The organism is Haloarcula sp. CGMCC 1.2071 (assembly GCF_037078445.1).
Lineage (GTDB): Archaea > Halobacteriota > Halobacteria > Halobacteriales > Haloarculaceae > Haloarcula > Haloarcula amylolytica.
On sequence record NZ_JAYMGY010000007.1, the window covers coordinates 104,705 to 123,003 of the forward strand.

The 18,299-nt window shown below is 66.2% G+C and carries 16 protein-coding genes; 7 read left to right on the forward strand and 9 right to left on the reverse strand.

The window, feature by feature from the left end; all coding sequences use genetic code 11:
- Positions 1–2: 2 nt before the first annotated feature.
- Genes VI234_RS13985 through VI234_RS13995 form a run of 3 tightly spaced genes read right to left on the reverse strand, consistent with a single transcriptional unit; the run spans position 3 to position 4,770 of the window.
- Complete coding sequence (locus VI234_RS13985; protein ID WP_008311283.1) at positions 3–1,391, reverse strand: DUF58 domain-containing protein; 1,389 nt, start codon at positions 1,389–1,391, stop codon at positions 3–5.
- A gap of 2 nt (positions 1,392–1,393) precedes the next feature.
- On the reverse strand, positions 1,394–1,993 hold the full coding sequence (locus VI234_RS13990; RefSeq protein WP_008311284.1) for a DUF7269 family protein: 600 nt from the start codon (positions 1,991–1,993) through the stop codon (positions 1,394–1,396).
- Positions 1,993–4,770, reverse strand: coding sequence for a transglutaminaseTgpA domain-containing protein (locus VI234_RS13995; protein ID WP_336330357.1), 2,778 nt, complete (start codon positions 4,768–4,770; stop codon positions 1,993–1,995). The genes VI234_RS13990 and VI234_RS13995 overlap by 1 nt, the downstream gene beginning before the upstream one ends.
- 228 nt (positions 4,771–4,998) lie before the next feature.
- Here VI234_RS13995 and VI234_RS14000 point away from each other — a divergent pair, with 228 nt between their 5' ends.
- The 4 genes from VI234_RS14000 to VI234_RS14015 all read left to right on the forward strand — a co-directional run bounded on the left by VI234_RS14000 (position 4,999) and on the right by VI234_RS14015 (position 8,694).
- The gene (locus VI234_RS14000) at positions 4,999–6,327 is read left to right on the forward strand and encodes a NosD domain-containing protein (protein WP_442905025.1); all 1,329 of its coding nucleotides are present in this window, start codon (positions 4,999–5,001) and stop codon (positions 6,325–6,327) included.
- Between the two features lie 57 nt (positions 6,328–6,384).
- Positions 6,385–6,660 carry a hypothetical protein gene (locus tag VI234_RS14005; protein WP_008311289.1) on the forward strand — a complete coding sequence of 92 codons (276 nt, stop codon included), beginning with the start codon at positions 6,385–6,387 and terminating at the stop codon, positions 6,658–6,660.
- A 94-nt stretch (positions 6,661–6,754) separates the two neighbouring features.
- The gene (locus VI234_RS14010; RefSeq protein WP_008311290.1) at positions 6,755–7,693 is read left to right on the forward strand and encodes an ABC transporter ATP-binding protein; all 939 of its coding nucleotides are present in this window, start codon (positions 6,755–6,757) and stop codon (positions 7,691–7,693) included.
- Complete coding sequence (locus VI234_RS14015; RefSeq protein ID WP_008311292.1) at positions 7,690–8,694, forward strand: ABC transporter permease; 1,005 nt, start codon at positions 7,690–7,692, stop codon at positions 8,692–8,694. Before VI234_RS14010 ends, VI234_RS14015 begins: the two co-directional genes overlap by 4 nt.
- 2 nt (positions 8,695–8,696) lie before the next feature.
- Here the strand turns inward: VI234_RS14015 and ligA are convergent, their stop codons facing one another.
- From ligA to VI234_RS14040, 5 genes are all read right to left on the reverse strand, one after another.
- On the reverse strand, positions 8,697–10,781 hold the full coding sequence (gene ligA, locus VI234_RS14020) for an NAD-dependent DNA ligase LigA (protein WP_336330358.1): 2,085 nt from the start codon (positions 10,779–10,781) through the stop codon (positions 8,697–8,699).
- Positions 10,782–10,860: 79 nt separating this feature from the next.
- Positions 10,861–11,571: a bacteriorhodopsin gene (locus VI234_RS14025; protein ID WP_008311295.1), complete on the reverse strand. Its 711-nt coding sequence runs from the start codon at positions 11,569–11,571 to the stop codon at positions 10,861–10,863.
- Positions 11,564–13,165 carry a methyl-accepting chemotaxis protein gene (locus VI234_RS14030; protein WP_336330359.1) on the reverse strand — a complete coding sequence of 534 codons (1,602 nt, stop codon included), beginning with the start codon at positions 13,163–13,165 and terminating at the stop codon, positions 11,564–11,566. Before VI234_RS14030 ends, VI234_RS14025 begins: the two co-directional genes overlap by 8 nt.
- Positions 13,166–13,352: 187 nt before the next feature.
- A complete protein-coding gene (locus VI234_RS14035) occupies positions 13,353–13,622 on the reverse strand; it encodes a HalOD1 output domain-containing protein (RefSeq protein ID WP_008311299.1) in 270 nt (89 codons plus the stop codon).
- A 187-nt stretch (positions 13,623–13,809) separates the two neighbouring features.
- On the reverse strand, positions 13,810–14,913 hold the full coding sequence (locus VI234_RS14040; protein ID WP_336330360.1) for a pyridoxal-phosphate-dependent aminotransferase family protein: 1,104 nt from the start codon (positions 14,911–14,913) through the stop codon (positions 13,810–13,812).
- 171 nt (positions 14,914–15,084) lie between these two features.
- Here VI234_RS14040 and VI234_RS14045 point away from each other — a divergent pair, with 171 nt between their 5' ends.
- Entirely contained in the window at positions 15,085–15,243 is a 159-nt protein-coding gene (locus VI234_RS14045; RefSeq protein ID WP_336330361.1) for a hypothetical protein, read from the forward strand.
- On the opposite strand, the gene VI234_RS14050 is transcribed toward VI234_RS14045, so the two are convergent.
- Entirely contained in the window at positions 15,209–15,682 is a 474-nt protein-coding gene (locus VI234_RS14050) for a hypothetical protein (RefSeq protein ID WP_336330403.1), read from the reverse strand. The genes VI234_RS14045 and VI234_RS14050 overlap by 35 nt on opposite strands.
- A 137-nt stretch (positions 15,683–15,819) precedes the next feature.
- Between VI234_RS14050 and VI234_RS14055 the strand changes: the two genes are divergently transcribed.
- Positions 15,820–16,446, forward strand: coding sequence for a hypothetical protein (locus VI234_RS14055; RefSeq protein ID WP_008311304.1), 627 nt, complete (start codon positions 15,820–15,822; stop codon positions 16,444–16,446).
- 33 nt (positions 16,447–16,479) lie between these two features.
- Positions 16,480–18,225 carry an excinuclease ABC subunit C gene (locus VI234_RS14060; protein WP_336330362.1) on the forward strand — a complete coding sequence of 582 codons (1,746 nt, stop codon included), beginning with the start codon at positions 16,480–16,482 and terminating at the stop codon, positions 18,223–18,225.
- Positions 18,226–18,299: the final 74 nt, after the last annotated feature.

An 18,299-nucleotide genomic window follows, 5' to 3' on the forward strand; every position in this document is an offset into this window, starting at 1 on the left:
AGTTACACGCTGAACAGGTCCGCGAGCGAGGCACGGAGCGCTACGTCGATGGGGCTGTCGAGGTCCCAGTCGATGACGGTCGCGCCGGATAGTTCAGCCCGCTGTAGGCGGGCGGTGCGTTCGGTGCCAGCGACGGCTGCACCGAGCGAGTCCCCGCGGGCCAGTGACGGACTGACCAGGGTCGTCGGGTAGTCACGGACCGCAAGTGACGATACCAGCGAGACGGGCCAGTCGTCGGCGGCCGGCGAGAACACGACCACCTGCGCGGTCGGCGGGAGCCGAGCGAGCACGGCGAGCAGGTCCGAGTCCTCGATTGTGCCGCCATCAGCTGTCGTCACCTTCACATCTCCGCCCTGGGACTGCTCTGAGGACTCGTCCTCGGACACATCAGCGACATCGGCCGCGTCGGTATCCGACTGCCGGGCCGCAGCGCGGCCAACGCTATCGAATATCTGTCTCGCGTGGGCGGCCGCGTGGCCGCCCGAGGCGTCGACCCACGCCAGTCCATCGGGACCGAGCCCGCCGGGGACATCCTCCGGGGCCAGTCCGACGGCACAGACGCTCGCGACGACGCTGGTCCGGGAGAGGGCATCGAACAGGCGCTCGGCGGCGTAGGCCGACAGTTCGGCTCCGGTCGGGAACCCGGGCTCCGGTGTCACGCGGGCCGGCGGCCGCGCGTCGACGACCAGCACCGTCCTGACAGCCTGTTCTTCCCGGTAGTCGATGGTCGTCAGCTCGTCGGTCTTGGCGTAGCGCCGCCAGTCGATGCGGTTGACCGGGTCACCGGGCTGGTAGCTCCGCGTGGAGTGGAACTCGAGGCCGCTCCCGCCGGAGTCGGTCGGAAGCGTCCCCGCCCGCGGGAGCGTGGCGTCGGCCATCGGCACTTCGGAGACGGTGTTCGAGCACGTCAGCGTCCCGTCGCCGGCGACGGGCAGGTCGACGGTCACCTCGTCGCTGGCCGACAGCGTCCGCACCCGCACCGCGGCGGCGCCGAACGTGTAGGTCCCGCGCTTGGCCATCACGGCGTACGACAGCGTGGCGCTCTCGTTTGGCCGCAGTGACGTACAGAGCCGCGGCGACCCCTCGACGACAGCCAGTTCCTCGGGCACGCCGTCGATGACCCGCACGTCGGTCAGCGAACTGCTGCCCGTATTGGTCACGGTGAGTTCGACCTCGACCGGTTCGCCGGGCGTCGGCTGGGCGTCGGAGACGGACCGTGCCGCCTGCAAGTCGGTTCCCGCCGGCATCCTCGACAACGCGCCGTAGGCGACGTAGATGAGGGGGATTGCGGTCGCCGCGAGCAACAGCGGCTCGGCGGTCAAAAGCGAGACGCTGACGAGAAACAGCGCCGCCGCGAGGCCGCCGCTCCAGCGCCGCACGCGGCGATGCATCGTCAGCGCTCACCCCCCGACATCCGCTCGATGGCGTCGACCGTCCGGCGGATGCGGCGGCGGCGCTCGCTCTCCGGGTCGAGCCACAGCCGGAGCCGGGCCAGCAACGACTGAGACTCTGTCGGGGAAAGGAGTGCCGCCGCGACGGCGTCGTCGGTCCACGTCCCTGCGCGTACTGCCTGGTGGGCGGACGCCTGCGAGACACTGCTGCCGACAGCGTAGGCCGTCGTCGCCGCCGCGGCGAGTCGCTCGGTGACCGTGTCCATCGCCTCGTCGTCGCCCGCAACCGCGTCGTCGATGGCCGCGTCGATGTCGGCGGCGAACAGCCGACTCCCCGTGGCCGTCACGTCTTCCGGCGGGGTGTCGATAGCCACGTCGAAGGCGGTCGCCGAGCCACCGCCGAAGAGCCCACCGAGCCAGCCGGCAAGAACCGCACAGAGCCCAACGGTCAGGCTCCCGGCGAGGAGGGCGGTCGTCGGGGCAACACTGCCGAACACGGCGACCAGGGACTCGCCGGCGGCCGTCGGCGCAACAATGAGGGCGGCCGCGACGGCGGTCGCCAGCAGCCCCACAGTCCCGAAGACGACCGTTCGCAAGCGCATCAGGGCCGCCCCTCCGTCGCGTCGTCAGTGTCGTCGGTCGCGCTGGACTGCTGCCCGGCGGCCGCCTCGATAGTCCGAATCGCGTCCTCGACGGCCGCGACGTGCTCCTGTGGGTCTCGCTGACCGTACTCGACCGCCCGGAACGCGTCCCGGACCGTCCGAACCGCGGCCGGCGGAAGGCCGTCCCGTTCGATGGCGTGGGTCGCGATTTCACCGGGCGTCCGCATCCAGTACCGACGGAGCGAGACGTGGGTCAGAAAACGCGTCCACGCCTCGCGGATGGTGACGCGGGCCGCGGGCGTTCCGTCGCCCCCGTTCGATTCAGTGGTGGAGACGGCCGCCACCGCATCGCTGGCTGCCTCTTCGGCCGCTGAAAGGCGTTCGTTGACCCACACTCGCAACGCGTCGAGCAATGCCGAAGGGGACCGGCGGCCGGCGAGCAGGTCCCGGAGCGCCGTGACAGTGCGTTCGAGTCGCGTTCGGAGGCGGCCCAGCAGGTCATCGGCCATCACCGCGATGCCGACGAGCACCCCGACTGCGAGTTCGCGTGCGGCCCGAACCCAGTCCCATACCGTCCCCGGCGTGACGTTTCGCCGACGAGCACCGATGACCGTCCCAGCGACGAGAACACCGAGAGCGAGCACGACGCCCGCGGCGTTGACGAGCAAGCCACCGACCGTCGTCGTGGCCGTCTGGCCGTACTTCGAAACGGAAATTTCGGCGCTGGCCGCGAACGGCAGCCCGACCGTCGCCTGACCGGCCGCACCGGTCCGTGCTGTCGGCTCTCCGCCGACGGCAACTGTCGCGTTCGTGACCGGGTCTCCGCCCATCGTCGCGTTCACCGTCTGGCCAGCGACGGGCAAGGCCAGCGGGAGCGACGGCGACGTTGCCACGGAGAGCCGTTCGAGCGCGACAGTCGTGTTGCCGCTGACAGCGTCCCGCTCGACGGCAATCGAGGCGTTGCCCGGTTCGGTCGGGAGCGTGAGCGTTGCCCGCCCCCGCCGGTCCGTCGTCGCCACCTGCTCGCCGTCGAGCAGCACATCGCCGTCCCGCACCGGGACGCCGTCGACGGTCGCAGTGACAGTCACCTCGCCACCGGTGACCCGCTCGCCGGTGATGCTCACCGATGCACTCGTGTTCAGTTCGTAGCTCGCGTTCGTCGACTGCTGGGCCTGCGGGCCGGCGACAGCAAACGCGCGAGTGCTGTCCCGCGGGACCGACGGGGCGACGAGTGCGTCCTCGTCGTCAGGTGCATCGACGCTAATCGTCAGTTCGTCTTCGTAGGGGACCGTCCCGGAAACGGTGCCGTCCGGCCCCGTCGTTCCGACCGGCTCACCGTTGAACGAGACAGTCGCGCCCTCGACCGGCGCGCCGTCGCGAGTCACCGTCGCGGCCACCGCCGCGCCCGGCGTCGCCGTCCGGTTGAGTTCGATGACGAACTCGCCGGACTGGGAGACCGTCTCGCCGTCGCCCGAGTCGCCGGTTTCGTCGCTGTCACCGGTCCCGTCTGCACCTGTCTCGGTGCCCTCGGTTTCGTCACCGCCAGACTCCTCTCCAGCCCCGTCAGTCGGGGCTTCGGTCTGTGGCTCGTCCGCCGGCGTCCCGACGGCGAACTCTTCGTCGGGGCTCCCGGACTCCGCGGCGCTGTACTCCTGGCTGCTGTTTTGCATCGCCTGCTGCTCGGATTCCAGACGCTCCTGGCCAGGCGTCGGGTCGAACTGCACCCAGCCAACGCCCTCGAAGTACACCTCGACCCACGCGTGGGCGTTCATCCCGCGAACGGTGTACTGGTTCTGACCGGTCCGCTCGCCGGTCGAGTAGCCGACGACATAGCGCGCCGGGATGTCCTGGCTGCGCAACATTACGACCATCGAGGTGGCGAAGTACTCACAGTACCCCTCGTCCATCTGGAAGATGAACTCCGAGGCCACGTCGTCTTCGGGCGGCTGGCTGACGTTTAGCGAGTAGTTCTTGTTCGCCTCCAGCCACCCCTCGATGGTCGCCGCCGTCTCGTAGGGCGAGTCGCTGTCCTCGGTCAGCCGGTCGGTGAACGGCCCCACCTGCGCCGAGGTCGACGCCGGCACGCCCGTGTAGCGCGATTCTATGGCGTCAGGGTAATCGCGGCCACTCGTCCGCAGCACTTCCGGGTCGTCGGGGGGCGTCACGCTAGTCGCGCTGTATGTCGTTCCGGCGGGCAACGGCCGCTCGGACGCGACCGCGCCGTACTCGGTGACCATTACGTCGTCGCGCGAGACGGATTTCGGCCGCCAGACGGTCGGCAGCGACGTGGCAGACTTGGCCAGTCGCACTTCGTAGTCGACTGTCGTGTCGGCCATCCCGTCGACCGCCATCGCCCCCTCGTAAGCCTGCGGGTCCGCGCGTCCGTCCCACCCTGTGCCGGTGTAGGTTTCGTACGCGCCGGTCCGCCAGTACGCCGGTTCCGAACTCGTGACGGTGAAATGCGGCTCCGTGTCCTGTGACTGGTACGGGCTGTCGCCGCTGTCGAGCGAGCCGCCAACATCAGTCTGGCTTCCCGGGTTCAGCGCGCCGAGTTGCCCCCCGCTGCCACCGGTCGAGGTTCCCCCAGCCTCCCCGAACGGGTTCTCTTGGGGGAGAGGAATAATGGACTCCATCGGGCTCTGTGTCCCACCAGGGGCCAGAATCGGGAGGGTCGCCGTCGCCAGCACCACGGCGACGACACAGACGGCAGTGAGCAGGACCCGGAGGTAGTCCCGGTCTGCCGATACGTCGTCGAACGGCGAGTCGTCGGAGCCCACGTCGGATTACCGTATCGTCCCGTCGCTGTCGGCATAAATCTGCTGTCAACGGTGGGGATAGTGAGCCCGGGTGTCGCGTTCCGGTGATTGGAAACCCGTGTCGCCACCAACCGCACTCCCGGAGATTTGCCAGCTATGTAGGACTGACAGTTCAGGTATGGACGAGTACGTACGGGTCAGACTGCTATTATAAGCGGTTATTGCGAGCGGGCGGGCAGCCCCAGATACATGACTGTTGACATAAACGGAGCTGGTACTGGGTCACAGCAATCGGGCTGGCAGGCGTCACGCCGGTCCGTGCTGTCGAGTATCGGTGCTGCAGCGGGTATCGGGCTATTCAGCGGAACCGGGCAGGCACAGACGGGGGCTGGACTGTCGGGGGCAGGAGCGCTGTACCTCGTCACGACGGGAGCCGGACAATCAAACGGGAACGGCAACGGAACGGAGTATCTGGTGCTCGACGGCAGCGGCAGCGTCGCGTTCTCGACCGGCGGTACTGCCGATGAGGCGTTCCAGTATGCCTTCGACAACGTGCCGGACAGCGGCGGGCCCGTTGTCGCTAGCGCCGACACCTTCCGCTTTGGCGGCCCGGCGACGATGGGCGACAACACCGCATTGACCGGACAACAGGGAACCCGGTTCGTCGTCTCGCAGACGGGAACGGCTGAGGACCCCGCGCCGTCGGAGTCCCAGTCGAACCCGCTGCCGGCCGGCCACGACCTCGTTCGCGTGCGCGGTGACAACGTCGCCGTCACCGGCATCGAGTTCGACGCCGACGGAACGCAACTGAACAACCAGGCCATCCAGGCCGACCAGTGCGACGGCGTCTACATCGCCCGCAACCGGACGGTGAACGGCTTCCAGATGGCGCTGTCGTTCACGCGATGTACGGGTGTAACAGTCGAACACAACGAGGTCGTCAATCCGAACTGGTACGGTATCACCAGCCGGGCCGCACCGACCGGCAGCGACCGCGACCTCCGGCAGTCCAGCGATGTGGTCATCGCCGGGAACCGCGTCGTCGGCGTGAAGTTCAATAACATCGCGCCGTATAACGTCGCGAACTTCGCCGTCATCGGTAACGTCACCGTCGACGGCGGCCACAGCCTCATCGCCTGCTCGCCGGCCCAGCGCGGGACCATCGTCGGGAACGTCTGCCGGGACCTGACCGAGTTTGCACCCGACCCCGGCGGCGAGGCTGGCATCGAAATCGAGTACAAGGAAACTCACCTCCGGGAGGAGGTGGCCGGGACCCCCAGAGCCCGGTCGTCCGACATCACTATTTCGGGTAATCAGGTCGACAACTGTCCGGTTGGCATCCTTGCGCGAACGGTCCCAGCGGATGCTGACAACACCGACGCACGGAGTGCAGAGCGACCGTACAGTTTCACCATCACGGGCAACACGGTCAGCAACGCCTCAGCGGCCGGCATCCGACTCCGGTCGGGCAACGCGGGCGTGGTCGCGACGAATACGGTCCGGAACGCCGGGACTGCGGTCGACATCGACGAGGAGTTCACCGCGGACATTGAGCAAGGACTGAACGTGACCCGGTAACAGCGGTTCGAGAGGGGGTTGTAAGATATAAACCGCCGGCCCGCAAACGACACAGCAATGACCGACGACGAGGAGACGGTCCAGTGCTGGCTGGTCGAACGCTCCAGTTTCGGCGACGAGCGGATGGTGACGCTCATCTACGCGCCCCCGGAGGGCGACCGCCACCTGACCAAGCAGCTCTCACCGAACCTGCTCAGACGGAAACGGATTACGGCAGCGACGGATGTCGAGGTCGACAAGCTCGAACCCGTAACCGACGAGGAGACGCGGGAGCGCTACGCCACGGAGGCCCAGCGGATGGCCGAGCGCCACGACCCCGACGCTGAGGTGTAACCGGCCCTGAGACGGTGTGTGGCCGCGTGCTGACTTTCTTGCGTGATAACTGGAACACGAAAGACTATACAGGCGGCCGTCACAAACCGGCCGTATGGCAGCGATAGAACTGGATGGCGTCACCAAGCAGTTCGGGAGTCTCACCGCACTGCAAGGGGTCGACCTCACCGTCGAGGAGGGGGAAATCTTCGGCTTCCTCGGCCCGAACGGGGCCGGGAAGTCGACGACGATCAACATCCTCCTGGATTTCGTCCGCGCGACCGACGGGTCGGCGACGGTGCTCGGCCACGACATCCACGAAGAACCGAAGCAGATCCGTGCCCGCACTGGAGTCCTCCCCGAAGGCTACGACGTGTACGACCGGCTCACCGGTCGCCAGCACCTCTCCTTTGTCATCGAATCGAAAGACGCCGACGCCGACGCCGACGAACTGGCCGAACGGGTCGGCATCGCCGACGCCATCGACCGCAAGGCCGGCGGCTACTCCAAGGGGATGCAACAGCGGCTTGTGCTCGCAATGGCCATCGTCGGCGAGCCCGACCTCCTCATCCTCGACGAGCCGACGACTGGGCTCGACCCGAACGGCGCACGGCTGATGCGTGAGATCATCCGCGAGGAGAACGAGCGCGGCGCGACCGTCTTCTTCTCCAGTCACATCCTCGGACAGGTCGAGGCCGTCTGTGACACGGTCGGCATCCTCCAGAACGGCCGCCTCATCGCGAAAGACAGCGTCGCCGGGCTGCGCGAGGCCGCCGCCGGTGACACCGTCCTCCGCGTGACGCTGGCCGACGGCGACGGCACCGACGCCGCGGTCGCGGCTATCGAGGGGCTCGACGAGGTCTCGACCGTGACCGCGGACGGGACCACGCTCACTGTGGGCTGTGACAGCGACGCGAAGATGGCCGTCCTCAACGCCGTCGAGGAGAGCGGGGGCGAAGTCGCCAACTTCGAGACAGAGGAGGCCTCGCTGGATGAGGTGTTCGCCGCCTACACCGAACAGCAAGAACAGGAGCAACCGGAGGTCGACGCATGAGCGCCGAGCAGAACCCCGTCAAGCGCCTCCTCGGCGATATCGACACGAGCATCAAGAACTCCGAGTTCGCCGACTGGTACCCTATCTCGAAAAAGGAGTTCCGCGATACGGTCCGCTCGCCGTGGATCTGGGTCCTCTCGTTGATCTTCATCGTCCTCTTCGCGCTGCCGGCGCTGCTTGGCCTGTATTTCAACATCGGGCAGCAGTTCGCCGAGTCCGGGGCGTCGCTGACGACAGACGCGTACGTCCGGTTCGCACTGCCCATTGCAGCGCCGCTGCTCCCCGCAGTCGCTATCGTGATCGGCTACGCCGCCATCGCCCGGGAGAGCGAGCGCGGCTCCCTGAAGATACTGCTCTCGCTCCCGTACACGCGCGGCGAACTGCTCGCGGGCAAGTTCGTCGGCCGGAGCGCGATCACGCTCATTCCGGTCACGGTCGGGCTCCTGACGACCCTGCTGGTGATACTCCCGTCACAGATTGAGATCGCGTGGGAGTCGTTCCTGCTGTTCGCACTCACCACGATGGCCTATGGGGTCGTGTTCACGGCATTTGCAATCGGCCTCTCGGCGGCGCTGAAGACTGCACGACGGGCGATGGCGGCGTCGCTCGGGATCTACGTCTACCTGCAGGTGTTCTGGTCGAACCTGGGGACGGGCCTGGGGAACCTGCTGTCGGACCACGCGAATATCGGCGAGGTGACCCAGCTTCACGTCGAACTGTTCGTCTCGCTGCTGAGCCCCATCGCGGCGTACCGCACGCTCGTCCAAGAGATCCTGCAGGGCTCGCCGATCCGCTCGCGGCTCCTCCTGACGTCGAACCCGCAGGCGACATGCGAGAAGATGCTGGGTGGGACGCTCGAAGTGACACAGGCCGGTGGCGAGTGTACCAGCGCCGCGCTACCGCCCCAGTACGGGACGGTTGCAGTCATTGGCTACCTCCTGCTGTGGCTGGTCGTCCCGCTGGTCGCCGGCTACTACGTCTTCGAAAACAAGGACCTGTAGGCCTACAGGACACCAGCGTCGTCCAGCAATTCTTCGAACTCGCTCTTGGTGAGCGTCTTGACGCCGTGTTCTTCCGCGTCGTCCCGTTTTCGCTGGCCGGGATTATCGCCCAGCACCAGATAGTCCGTGTTGCCGGAGACGCTGCTCGTCGCCGACCCGCCGTTGCGCTCGATTAGGTCCTGTGCGTCGCTGCGGGTGTAGCCGTCGAGCGACCCGGTGAAGACGAACGTCTGGCCGTTCAGGGCGTCGCCGCCCGTTTCCTCAGCGGCCTGGGGGTTGACGTGGTCGAGCAGACGGTCGATGACGGCGCGGTTCCCCTCGCCCTCGAAGAACTCTACGATTGAGCGCGTGACGGTCGAACCTACGTCGGGCACGGCCTCGAAGGCGTCGGTGTTGCCCTCGTCGGCAGCGTCCAGTATCGCCTCGAACGTGCCGAACTCCTGGGCGAGATTTCGTGCGGTGACGGTGCCCACTTCGGGGATACCCAGCGCGACGAGGAAATTCGCAAGCGGCGGCTCGCGGGCGTCCTCCATCCCTTCGACGAGGTTCCGGGCGCTGGTCTCGCCCCAGCCCTCCAGGTCGGTGAGGTCCTCGACGGTGAGTTCGTACAGGTCCGCGGGGTCCGAGACGAGGTCGGCGTCCAGCAGTTGCTGGACGGCCTTCTCGCCGAGGCCCTCGATGTCAAGCGCGTCGCGGCTGGCGTAGTGCTCGACGCTGCGCTCGCGCTGGGCGGGACAGGTGAGGCCGCCGGTGCAGAACGCCATCGGACCATCGTGCTCGACGGGGCTGTCACACGCCGGGCAGGTGTCCGGGAACTCGAAGTGGCCGTCGCCGTCGTCGTCGAGCACTTCGACGACGTCCGGGATGACGTCGCCGGCCCGCTTGATGCGGACACGGTCGCCCACGTCGACACCGAGGTCGGCGATGAGCGAGGGGTTGTGCAGCGAGGCGCGGGAGACGGTGACGCCGCCGACCTCGACGGGGTCCATCAGCGCGACGGGGGTGAGCCGGCCGGTCCGGCCGACCTGCACGACGATGTCCCTGACCGTCGTCTCCTCCTTGCGGGCCGGGAACTTGTAGGCGAAGGCCCACCGCGGGGCGCGCGAGGTCGAGCCGAGTTCGTCGCAGGCGTCCATGTCGTCGACTTTGATGACGACGCCGTCGATCTCGTAGTCGAGGTCGTCGCGGGCCTGCTGCTGGTCGGTCCGGTAGTCGATGGCGGTGTCGATGTCGTCGACGACGGCGGTCCGCTGGCACACCCGGAGGCCCCACTCGGGGAACCGCTCGTGCATCTCGCTGTGGCTCTCGAAGTCGACCGAGGCGTCGAGGACGCCGAAGAAGAACACCGACAGCGGGCGTTCTGCGGTCACCGACGGGTCGAGCTGGCGGAGCGTCCCGGCGGCGGCGTTGCGGGGGTTCGCGAAGGGGTCCTCGCCGCGCTCGACGCGCTCGCGGTTGAACGCCGTGAAGGCGTCCCGCGGGATGTACACCTCGCCGCGGACGGCCAGGAAGTCGGGGTAGTCACCGCGCAAGCGCTGTGGAACACTAGAGATGGTACGGACGTTCTCGGTCACGTCCTCGCCGACCTCGCCGTCGCCGCGGGTCGCAGCGCGCTGGTAGACGCCGTCCTCGTAGACGATCTCGATAGAGAGGCCGTCGAACTTCGGCTCGCAGAAGTACTGCACATCGTCGGTGTCGAGCCCGTCTCGGACCCGCTCGTCGAACTCTCGCACGTCCGCTTCCTCGCCGCCCTGATCGATAGAGCCCATCCGGGCGACGTGTTCGACGTCGGGGAGTTCGTCGAGTGGCTCGCCACCGACGCGCTGGGTCGGACTGCCGTCGGTGTCGAGGTCGAACGCCGATTCGAGTCGCTGGAGCCGGGCAAACAGCGCGTCGTAGGCCCGGTCGCCGATGACCGGGTCGTTCTCGACGTAGTAGCAGTAGTCGTGATAGCGGAGCGCCTCGCGCAACTGATCAGCTTGCTCGCGGGCCGTCGCTTCGTCGAGAGTCGTTGTGTCCTCGAACTCGGTCGGGGGTCCCTCGACATAGGGGTTGTCCGCGAGATTAGCGTCGTCGGCTACAGCCATTACAGTCTGTTCTGGGTGCCGACCACTAAGCAACTCCGTCTGGGATTGCAGAGTGTTATACCAACAACAGCGGCCCTCGTCAATCAGCGCGCTGAGCGCCAGCCGACTCCGACGTTACGCCGGCAAAGCCGGTCCGGTCGACCGCGATAGCATCGACGTTGGCAAACAGGAACCCGGCGAAGCCGACGCGGATCAGGAGCCCCATGTACTCGCTGATGACGGTCAACACGAACGGGTCGAACACGTCCGCAACCGCAAGCAACGAGTAGGCGATGAGCATCCCGATGAGGAACAACAGGAGGTTCCGGGACTTCCAGTGCAGGAGCCGCTGGTCGTCGGGCAGGTCGGCCGCACGACGCCAGACTGGGCCGAGTAACAGGTACGCAAGCAGGAGCTGGCCGATAACGAGGACGCCAAAGCCGACGAGTCCGATAGCGCCGCCGACGATCGTCCCGCCGTTGAAAGCGATGACCTGTACCGCCGGGATGGCGGCGGCGACAGCCAACGTTCGGCGGGACGCCCCGGCTATCGCGACCGTGAGCGTCCACAGCACCGTGTACGCGACGAAGTCGTCGACGATGTTCGGGACAGTGAGCTGGGACCCGGGCACTGGCAGGACGCCGGCCGCCGTCAGCGCGGTCGTCACGGCTGAAATCCCGACGACGGCCACCACCGGGTAGCAGTAGTGTCGGTGGGACGACGGAATGCGCCTGAGCCACCCAGAGAGCACGACGGCCGCGACGGCCAGCAGGACCGCGGCGATCTCGTAGACGGCCGACCCGCTAATCATCGTCGCCCCCGACGCGCTGTTGTCCGGCGGTCGGTGTCGCCCCGTCCGTTCCACCGTGACCGACTGCCCGCGTCTCGAACGCATCGAGTCGATCGATGAGTTCTCGGGTCCGTGTCGAGAGGTCCTCTGCCCGCTGCCGGACGGCACTCATCGTTTCGGCGGTTTCCTGGGCCGTATCGGCCAGGTCGTGGGACTGCTCGGCGACGTCGCTGGCAACCTCGCCGACGGTGTCGATAGTCGCGGCCAGTTCCTCGGTCGCGCTGGCACCGTCGTCGGTCGCCCGCGAGATCTCGGCCATCGCATCGTCGACATCGTCGACAGTGTCAGTCAACCGCTCGACGGCGTCACCGACCTGATTGACCGTGGTAACGCCCGCGTCGATGCGCTCTCTGGTGTGGTCCATCTCGTCGGCCACCTCGTCGACTTCCCCGCGAGCCCCCTCAACGATACTCTCGATCTCGTCGATCGCCGCCTGGGTTTCCTCCGCGAGCGTCTTGACTTCCTCGGCGACGACAGCGAACCCGTCACCGCCGTCACCGGCGTGTGAGGCCTCGATGTTGGCGTTCAGTGCGAGCATATTCGTCTGCTCGGCGATATCATCTATCAGTCCGGTCGTGGCCGCGACGTCGTCCATGCGGTCATCCAAGTCAGTCACCAACTCATCGAGATGGGTCACAGCGGTTTCGATTCCTTCGATGGCCTCAATGGCCTCCGCCGTCCGGTCTGTCCCGGTCGCGCCAACGTTCGCGGCTTCCCCGGCCTGTCGAGCGACCTCGTCAGTCGTCGAGGCGACTTCCTCGACGGTCGCGGACAGGTCGTTCGTCTCCTCGATGGCCGTTTCGAGCTGGGTTGCCTGGGCTTCGATATCGCCGGCCAGTTCCCGGATATCGACGGCAAGAGACTGGTTGAGTTCCTCGACCTCTGTCGCGTCGGCAGCGACGGCCGTGCTTGCTTCCTCAACATCAGTTGCGAACTGCCGGATATCGACGACAGTCTCCGAGAGGCCGTCGGCCATCTCCTCGTAGGCGACCGAGATCCGTTCGACGGCATCGACACCGGTGTCTGTGTCGAGGCGTCGGGTGAAATCGCCGTCAGCCGCGGCCGTCATTGCGTCACCGATGTCCGTCGCATGATCAAGGAGCGTTTCGTTGAACTCCTCAGCCTCCTGTCGCGCCGCCTGTGCGTCTTGCTTGGCCTGTTCGGCCTCCTTACGTGCGGTTTCGGACTCGTCGAACGCGTCGCTGAGAGAGCGGCGCATACTGTCAAAAGCCGATGCGAGGCGACCGAACTCGTCCGCGCGGTCGACGTCCGGACTAGTCTCAAGGTCGCCGTCCTCGATAGCTGTCGCGGCGTCGGTCAGGCGCCGGAGTTCGACCGCCGCGTTCCCGGCCAGAACAATCGCGAGCAGTCCGAGATTGAGCGTTACCACGAACAGCGTCCCAGAAATGGCCGCGAGTCCAGCCCCCTGATTTGCCGCGTGCGCGGCAAACACAGCCCCGAACGCGAGCGTGACTACGAGCGTCACACCGATTGCGACCCCGATTCGTCGGCTGTAGTGGGTCACAACCCTCGTTCGCACGTTCGTTTCAGTCATACGTGCGAATTTCTGACCTCCTGACTTATGCCTACCTTTTCGAATTCAAATACTGATAACTGGGGCGTCGAGGCCTAAAAACGGTCTTTTATAGATATTCGGAACTGGGCGTTTCGATCCTGCACAAGCACAATCGCTATCAGGGGGAAAACAGGAGAGGAGGGGCAAAAACTCCGCAAACCGAAAGTTATCGGCCAATACTGGCGCTTGGTGCCTTGATAACGAGTTCCCCGTCGCTTCGGACAGTGACCGAGTGGCCGGCATATTCAAACGAGATACTGACAGGCGTCGAGCGCTTCGAGGAGTCGACGAGTGAGTCGAGCGCTTCGGGGTCGACAGTCTCGTACAGCGGTGCGAAGTCAGTCTGTTCCCGGCCGGTCATGGCGGAGATGTACTCAGTCACTGCCGCGCTCGGTCGCGTCTCGCTCCAGTCGAACTGTTTTCTGGTCACGTTCATCGGTGTTGAGGAGTCGCTGTCCCTACTCCGCCTGTTGCTTTTACTCATATGGTTCGTCTATCTACATCAAAGTAGTCGGCAGTAATATAGTCTTCCCAGCATTATCAAACTGTGAAAACGCCAAGTGGTAGAAGCGAGCCGCCCTAGAACGGCCTATAGCCCCGGCCTCAGTCGATTATTCCTCAATTTACAGATCGGCCACGTCTTCGATTGCGTCGGTTAGCTCTTTGATACTCTCAACGGTGTGTTCGCCCATGTGTCCGATACGGAAACTCTCCTCGCTGATGTCGCCGTAGCCGCTGGAGAACACCATGTCGTATTCTTCGGAGACGGCCTCGACCGTCTCGGCGACGTTGATGTCCTGCGTGTTCTCGATGCAGGTCACCGTCTGGGACTCGTAGCCTTCCTCGGGGTAGAGGTCGAAGTGTTCGCGCGCCCACTCGCGCGTGTACTCGGCCATCTCCTGATGGCGCTGGTCGCGGGCGTCGTGGCTCTCATCGAGCATGTGCTTCATCTGCTTGCGGTACGCGAGCATGAGCGGAATCGCCGGCGTGGAGTGGGTCTGTCCCTTCCGGTCGTAGTAGTCCAGACAGCGCTGGAAGCCGCCGTACCAGGACGCCGAATCCTTCTCCAGTTCCCGCTCGTAGGCCGCGTCGCTGACGGCACAGACCGCGAGCCCCGGCGGCATGGCGAAGGCCTTCTGCGTGGACGTGAAGATAGCGTCGATGCCGTGGGCCTCGATGTCGATCTGGTCGCCGCCGAGGCAGGAAATCGCGTCAACGATGAAGTAGGTATCCGGGTACTCCGCGACCACGTCGCCGATCTCCTCGATAGGGTTCCGGACGCCGGTCGAGGTCTCGTTCATCACGGCCCCGACGGCGTCGTAGTCGCCGGATTCGAGCGCGTCACGGATGTCGCCGGGCTTGACCGCCGTGCCCCAGTCGTACTCGATGCGGTCGACGTCCTTGCCGAGGCGCTCTGCGACGTTGGCCTGGCGCTCGCTGAACGCGCCGGAGGTCGGCACGAGCATACTGTCTTCGACCAAGTTGAGCGTCGTCGACTCCCAGAACTCCGTGCCCGACGCCGTGAGCACGATGACATCGTTGTCGGTGCCGAGGAACTCCTTCGTGTCCTCGACGATGGTGGTGTAGAGGTCCGTCATCCGGTCCATCCGGTGGCCGAACATCGGTTCGGCCATCGCCTCGATAACGTCCTCGCGCACCTCTGTCGGCCCCGGGAGATACAGCGTCTTGTCCTGGTAGTCGTCTTTGTATTCGCGTTTTTCGGTCACAGAACCACCTGTAGTAGGTGGACTCTCGAATCCGGGAGGCATGGTAGTTTTGATACCGGACGAAGCGAATCAATGCGTGCTCTAAAGCGGGGACCCGCTCACGCAAAGAATACGCAGACAGCGACTGTACTCTGCAGGAAGTATTTACCAATTGAGCAGTCACGTTCGTCCATGGGCAGCCACACCCCGCTCACGGACGCCCAGCGAGCGGCCGTCGCCGATAGAGCGGTCGAGCAAGTCGCCGACACGCTGATCGAGATGCACGCCGACTCGGGTTCGGGTCACCGCAAACCGCTCAGCGACGACGATACCAGCGGACGCCGTACATGACCAGACCGGCGTAAATTGCCGGGCCGAACAGAACTGTGGCACTGGTCGCCACCGCTCCGCTGAACAGATATCCGAGGAACACGTCGATAAACACCAGTAGGAAGGGAGCAAGCGCGAGTGCCTTCCCGCCGGTTCTGAGCGCCGCGTCGAACGTCGACTGTGTCGCGGCAATTGCCCCGACACCGGCGACGACGAGGAGATACAGCGCGGCACCCGGAGGCGAGACGAGTGGGAGGGTAAACAGCGCGATACCGGCGAGCAAGACACCGACGAGTGTCGGCCCGTTGTCGCTCTGTGCGAGCGCGTTCTGGATACCGTCGACGTCGCCGGCGTTGAGGGCCGCTTCGAGGTCAGACGCGGTCTGACTGCCGTCGGCATCAAGGACTGTTGTCCCGGTTCCGGCATCGACCGGGCTCTCGAAGTCCCGGCCGCAGTGCATACACCACGTCGCGGTCGCACTGACTTTCTCCGAGCAGTGAGGGCAGCGGGGATCGGCGGTCATACTGTCATGTTCGAGGGCGCACAGTTAGCGGTTACGGGGGGAGAATATACAGGTGTCCGCGGTAAACGGGGTGTATGGATTGGGTCGCACGGGCCGAGAGCCTCCTGTACGATGGCGAGGTGATCGAAGCGGACGTCAGGCTGGACCGTGGCGGGGTCGTCGTGACGAGTCACCGCATCCTCGTGTTCACGCCCGACCGCGAGGGGTCGAACTACCGGCAGGTCGACCGCCCCAACGTCGAGGGCGTCGACGTCACCACCAGCGGCGACTGGTCGTTTCTCGAACTCGGCGTGAAGGCGCTGGTCGTCGGCGTCGTGCTGGTGGCCGCCGGGATGACCGTGAGCCTCGACAGCCTCGTCAGCAACGTCTCGCTGGACAGCGGCGGTGCCGCCAGTGCCGTCGGTATCGGGGGGATGCTGGGGATGCTCCGGACGATGCTGTCGCTGATGGCGCAACTGGACGACCTGCTGCGCCTGTTCGGCGGCCTCGCGCTGGCCTTCGCCGCCGTCGTCCTCGGGGTCTATCTCTGGAGCCGCGACCGACTGCTCGTCGTGCGCGTCGCCGGCGACGACGACATCGAACTTGCTGCGCCGGAGGACGAGAGTATCGTCGAGCGAATCGAGGCCGCCATCGTTCCGGAGGCGGCCCCTGCCGACGCCGGGAACGTCGACCGGCCTGCGCCCGACGACCCGCTCCCGTGACGTTCAACCCCGCCGAGCACCAACTCCGAGCTAATGGACGCCGACGGGGTTCGAGAGCGCGCGGGGTCGTTGCCACGGGAGCCCGGCGTATACCTGTTCGAACAGGGCCGGGACGACAAGCGCCGGGTCCTCTACGTCGGGAAGGCCGTCGACCTGCGTGACCGCGTGCGCTCGTATGCCGACCCGCGGAGCGAGCGCATCGCCAAGATGGTCGAGCGGGCCGAGACCATCGACTTCGCCGTCACCGACACCGAGACGCAGGCACTGTTGCTCGAAGCGAACCTCATCAAGCGCCACCGGCCGCCGTACAACGTCCGGCTGAAAGACGACAAGTCCTACCCGCTGGTCCAGTTGACCGACCATCCAGTCCCCCGAATCGAGGTGACCCGCGACCCCGAGGACGGCGCGACCGTCTACGGGCCGTTCACCGACAAGGGGCGGGTCGAGACGGTCGTGAAGGCACTGCGCGAGACGTACGGCCTGCGGGGGTGTTCCGACCACAAGTACAGCAACCGGGACCGACCCTGTCTCGACTACGAGATGGGCATCTGTACCGCGCCCTGCACCGGTGAGATCAGCGAAACCGAGTACGCCGAAGACGTCGAGTCCGTCACGCGGTACTTCGAGGGCGAAACCGGCGTCCTCGCGGACCCGCTACGCCGCAAGATGGAGACCGCCGCACAGAACCAGGAGTTCGAGCGCGCCGCGAACCTCCGGGACAAGCTCGGGGCCGTCGAGGCGCTCCACGGCGAGGGCGACACCGCCGTTAGCGACTCCGGGGGATACCAGACGACGGACGTTCTCGGGGCCGCCGTCGAGGGCGAGCGCGCCATCGTCGCCCGGCTCCACGCCGAGGGCGGCAAGCTCGTCGAACGGGACCGCCACACGCTGGAGGCCCCGGACAGCGAGGGGACCGCGGGCGTGTATCGGGCGTTCATCCCGCAGTACTACGCCGAGCGGGACCTGCCGGACCGGATTCTCTGTGCCGAGGCCCCCGCCGACCCGGACATCGAAGCGTGGCTTGAAAGTGAGGGCGTTACGCTCGGGGTGCCCGGTGCCGGACGGGAAGCGACGCTGGTCGACCTCGCGTTGAAAAACGCCCGCCAGCGCGGCGGGGCTGACGACGAGAGCGGCCGTCTAGCCGACGCACTGGGTATCGACCGCCCGAGCCGTATCGAGGGCTTCGACGTGAGCCACGCGCAGGGCCGGTCAGCCGTTGGTTCGAACGTCACCTTCGTCGACGAGACGCCCGAGAAGAGCGACTACCGCCGGAAGAAGCTCACCGAGCAAAACGACGACTACGCGAACATGCGCGAACTCCTCCGTTGGCGGGCCGCGCGCGCCGTCGAAGGCCGGGACGACCGGCCGGACCCGGACCTGCTGCTCATCGACGGCGGCGACGGCCAGCTCGGGGCGGCCCGCGACGCCCTCGCCGAGACTGGCTGGGACGTGCCGGCCATCGCGCTGGCGAAGGACGAGGAACTGGTCATCACGCCCGACCGCGTGTACGACTGGGACAGCGACGCCCCGCAGCTCCACCTGCTCCAGCGGATTCGCGACGAGGCCCACCGCTTTGCCGTCCAGTACCACCAGACGCTACGGGATGAAGTGTCGACGACGCTCGACGACGTGCCCGGCATCGGCCCCGAGACGCGGAAGCGACTGCTCCGACGCTTCGGCAGCGTGGACAACGTCAGGACGGCCTCCGACGAGGAGCTGACAGCTATCGACGGTATCGGCGAGCAGACCGCAGAGACGATTCGGACCCGGCTACAGTGATTTTGTATAGCGTTTAGTAGTTTATCGAGCCATAGCGCTCAGATTCGCTAATCTGTCGAGAAGAGGCTAAAGAA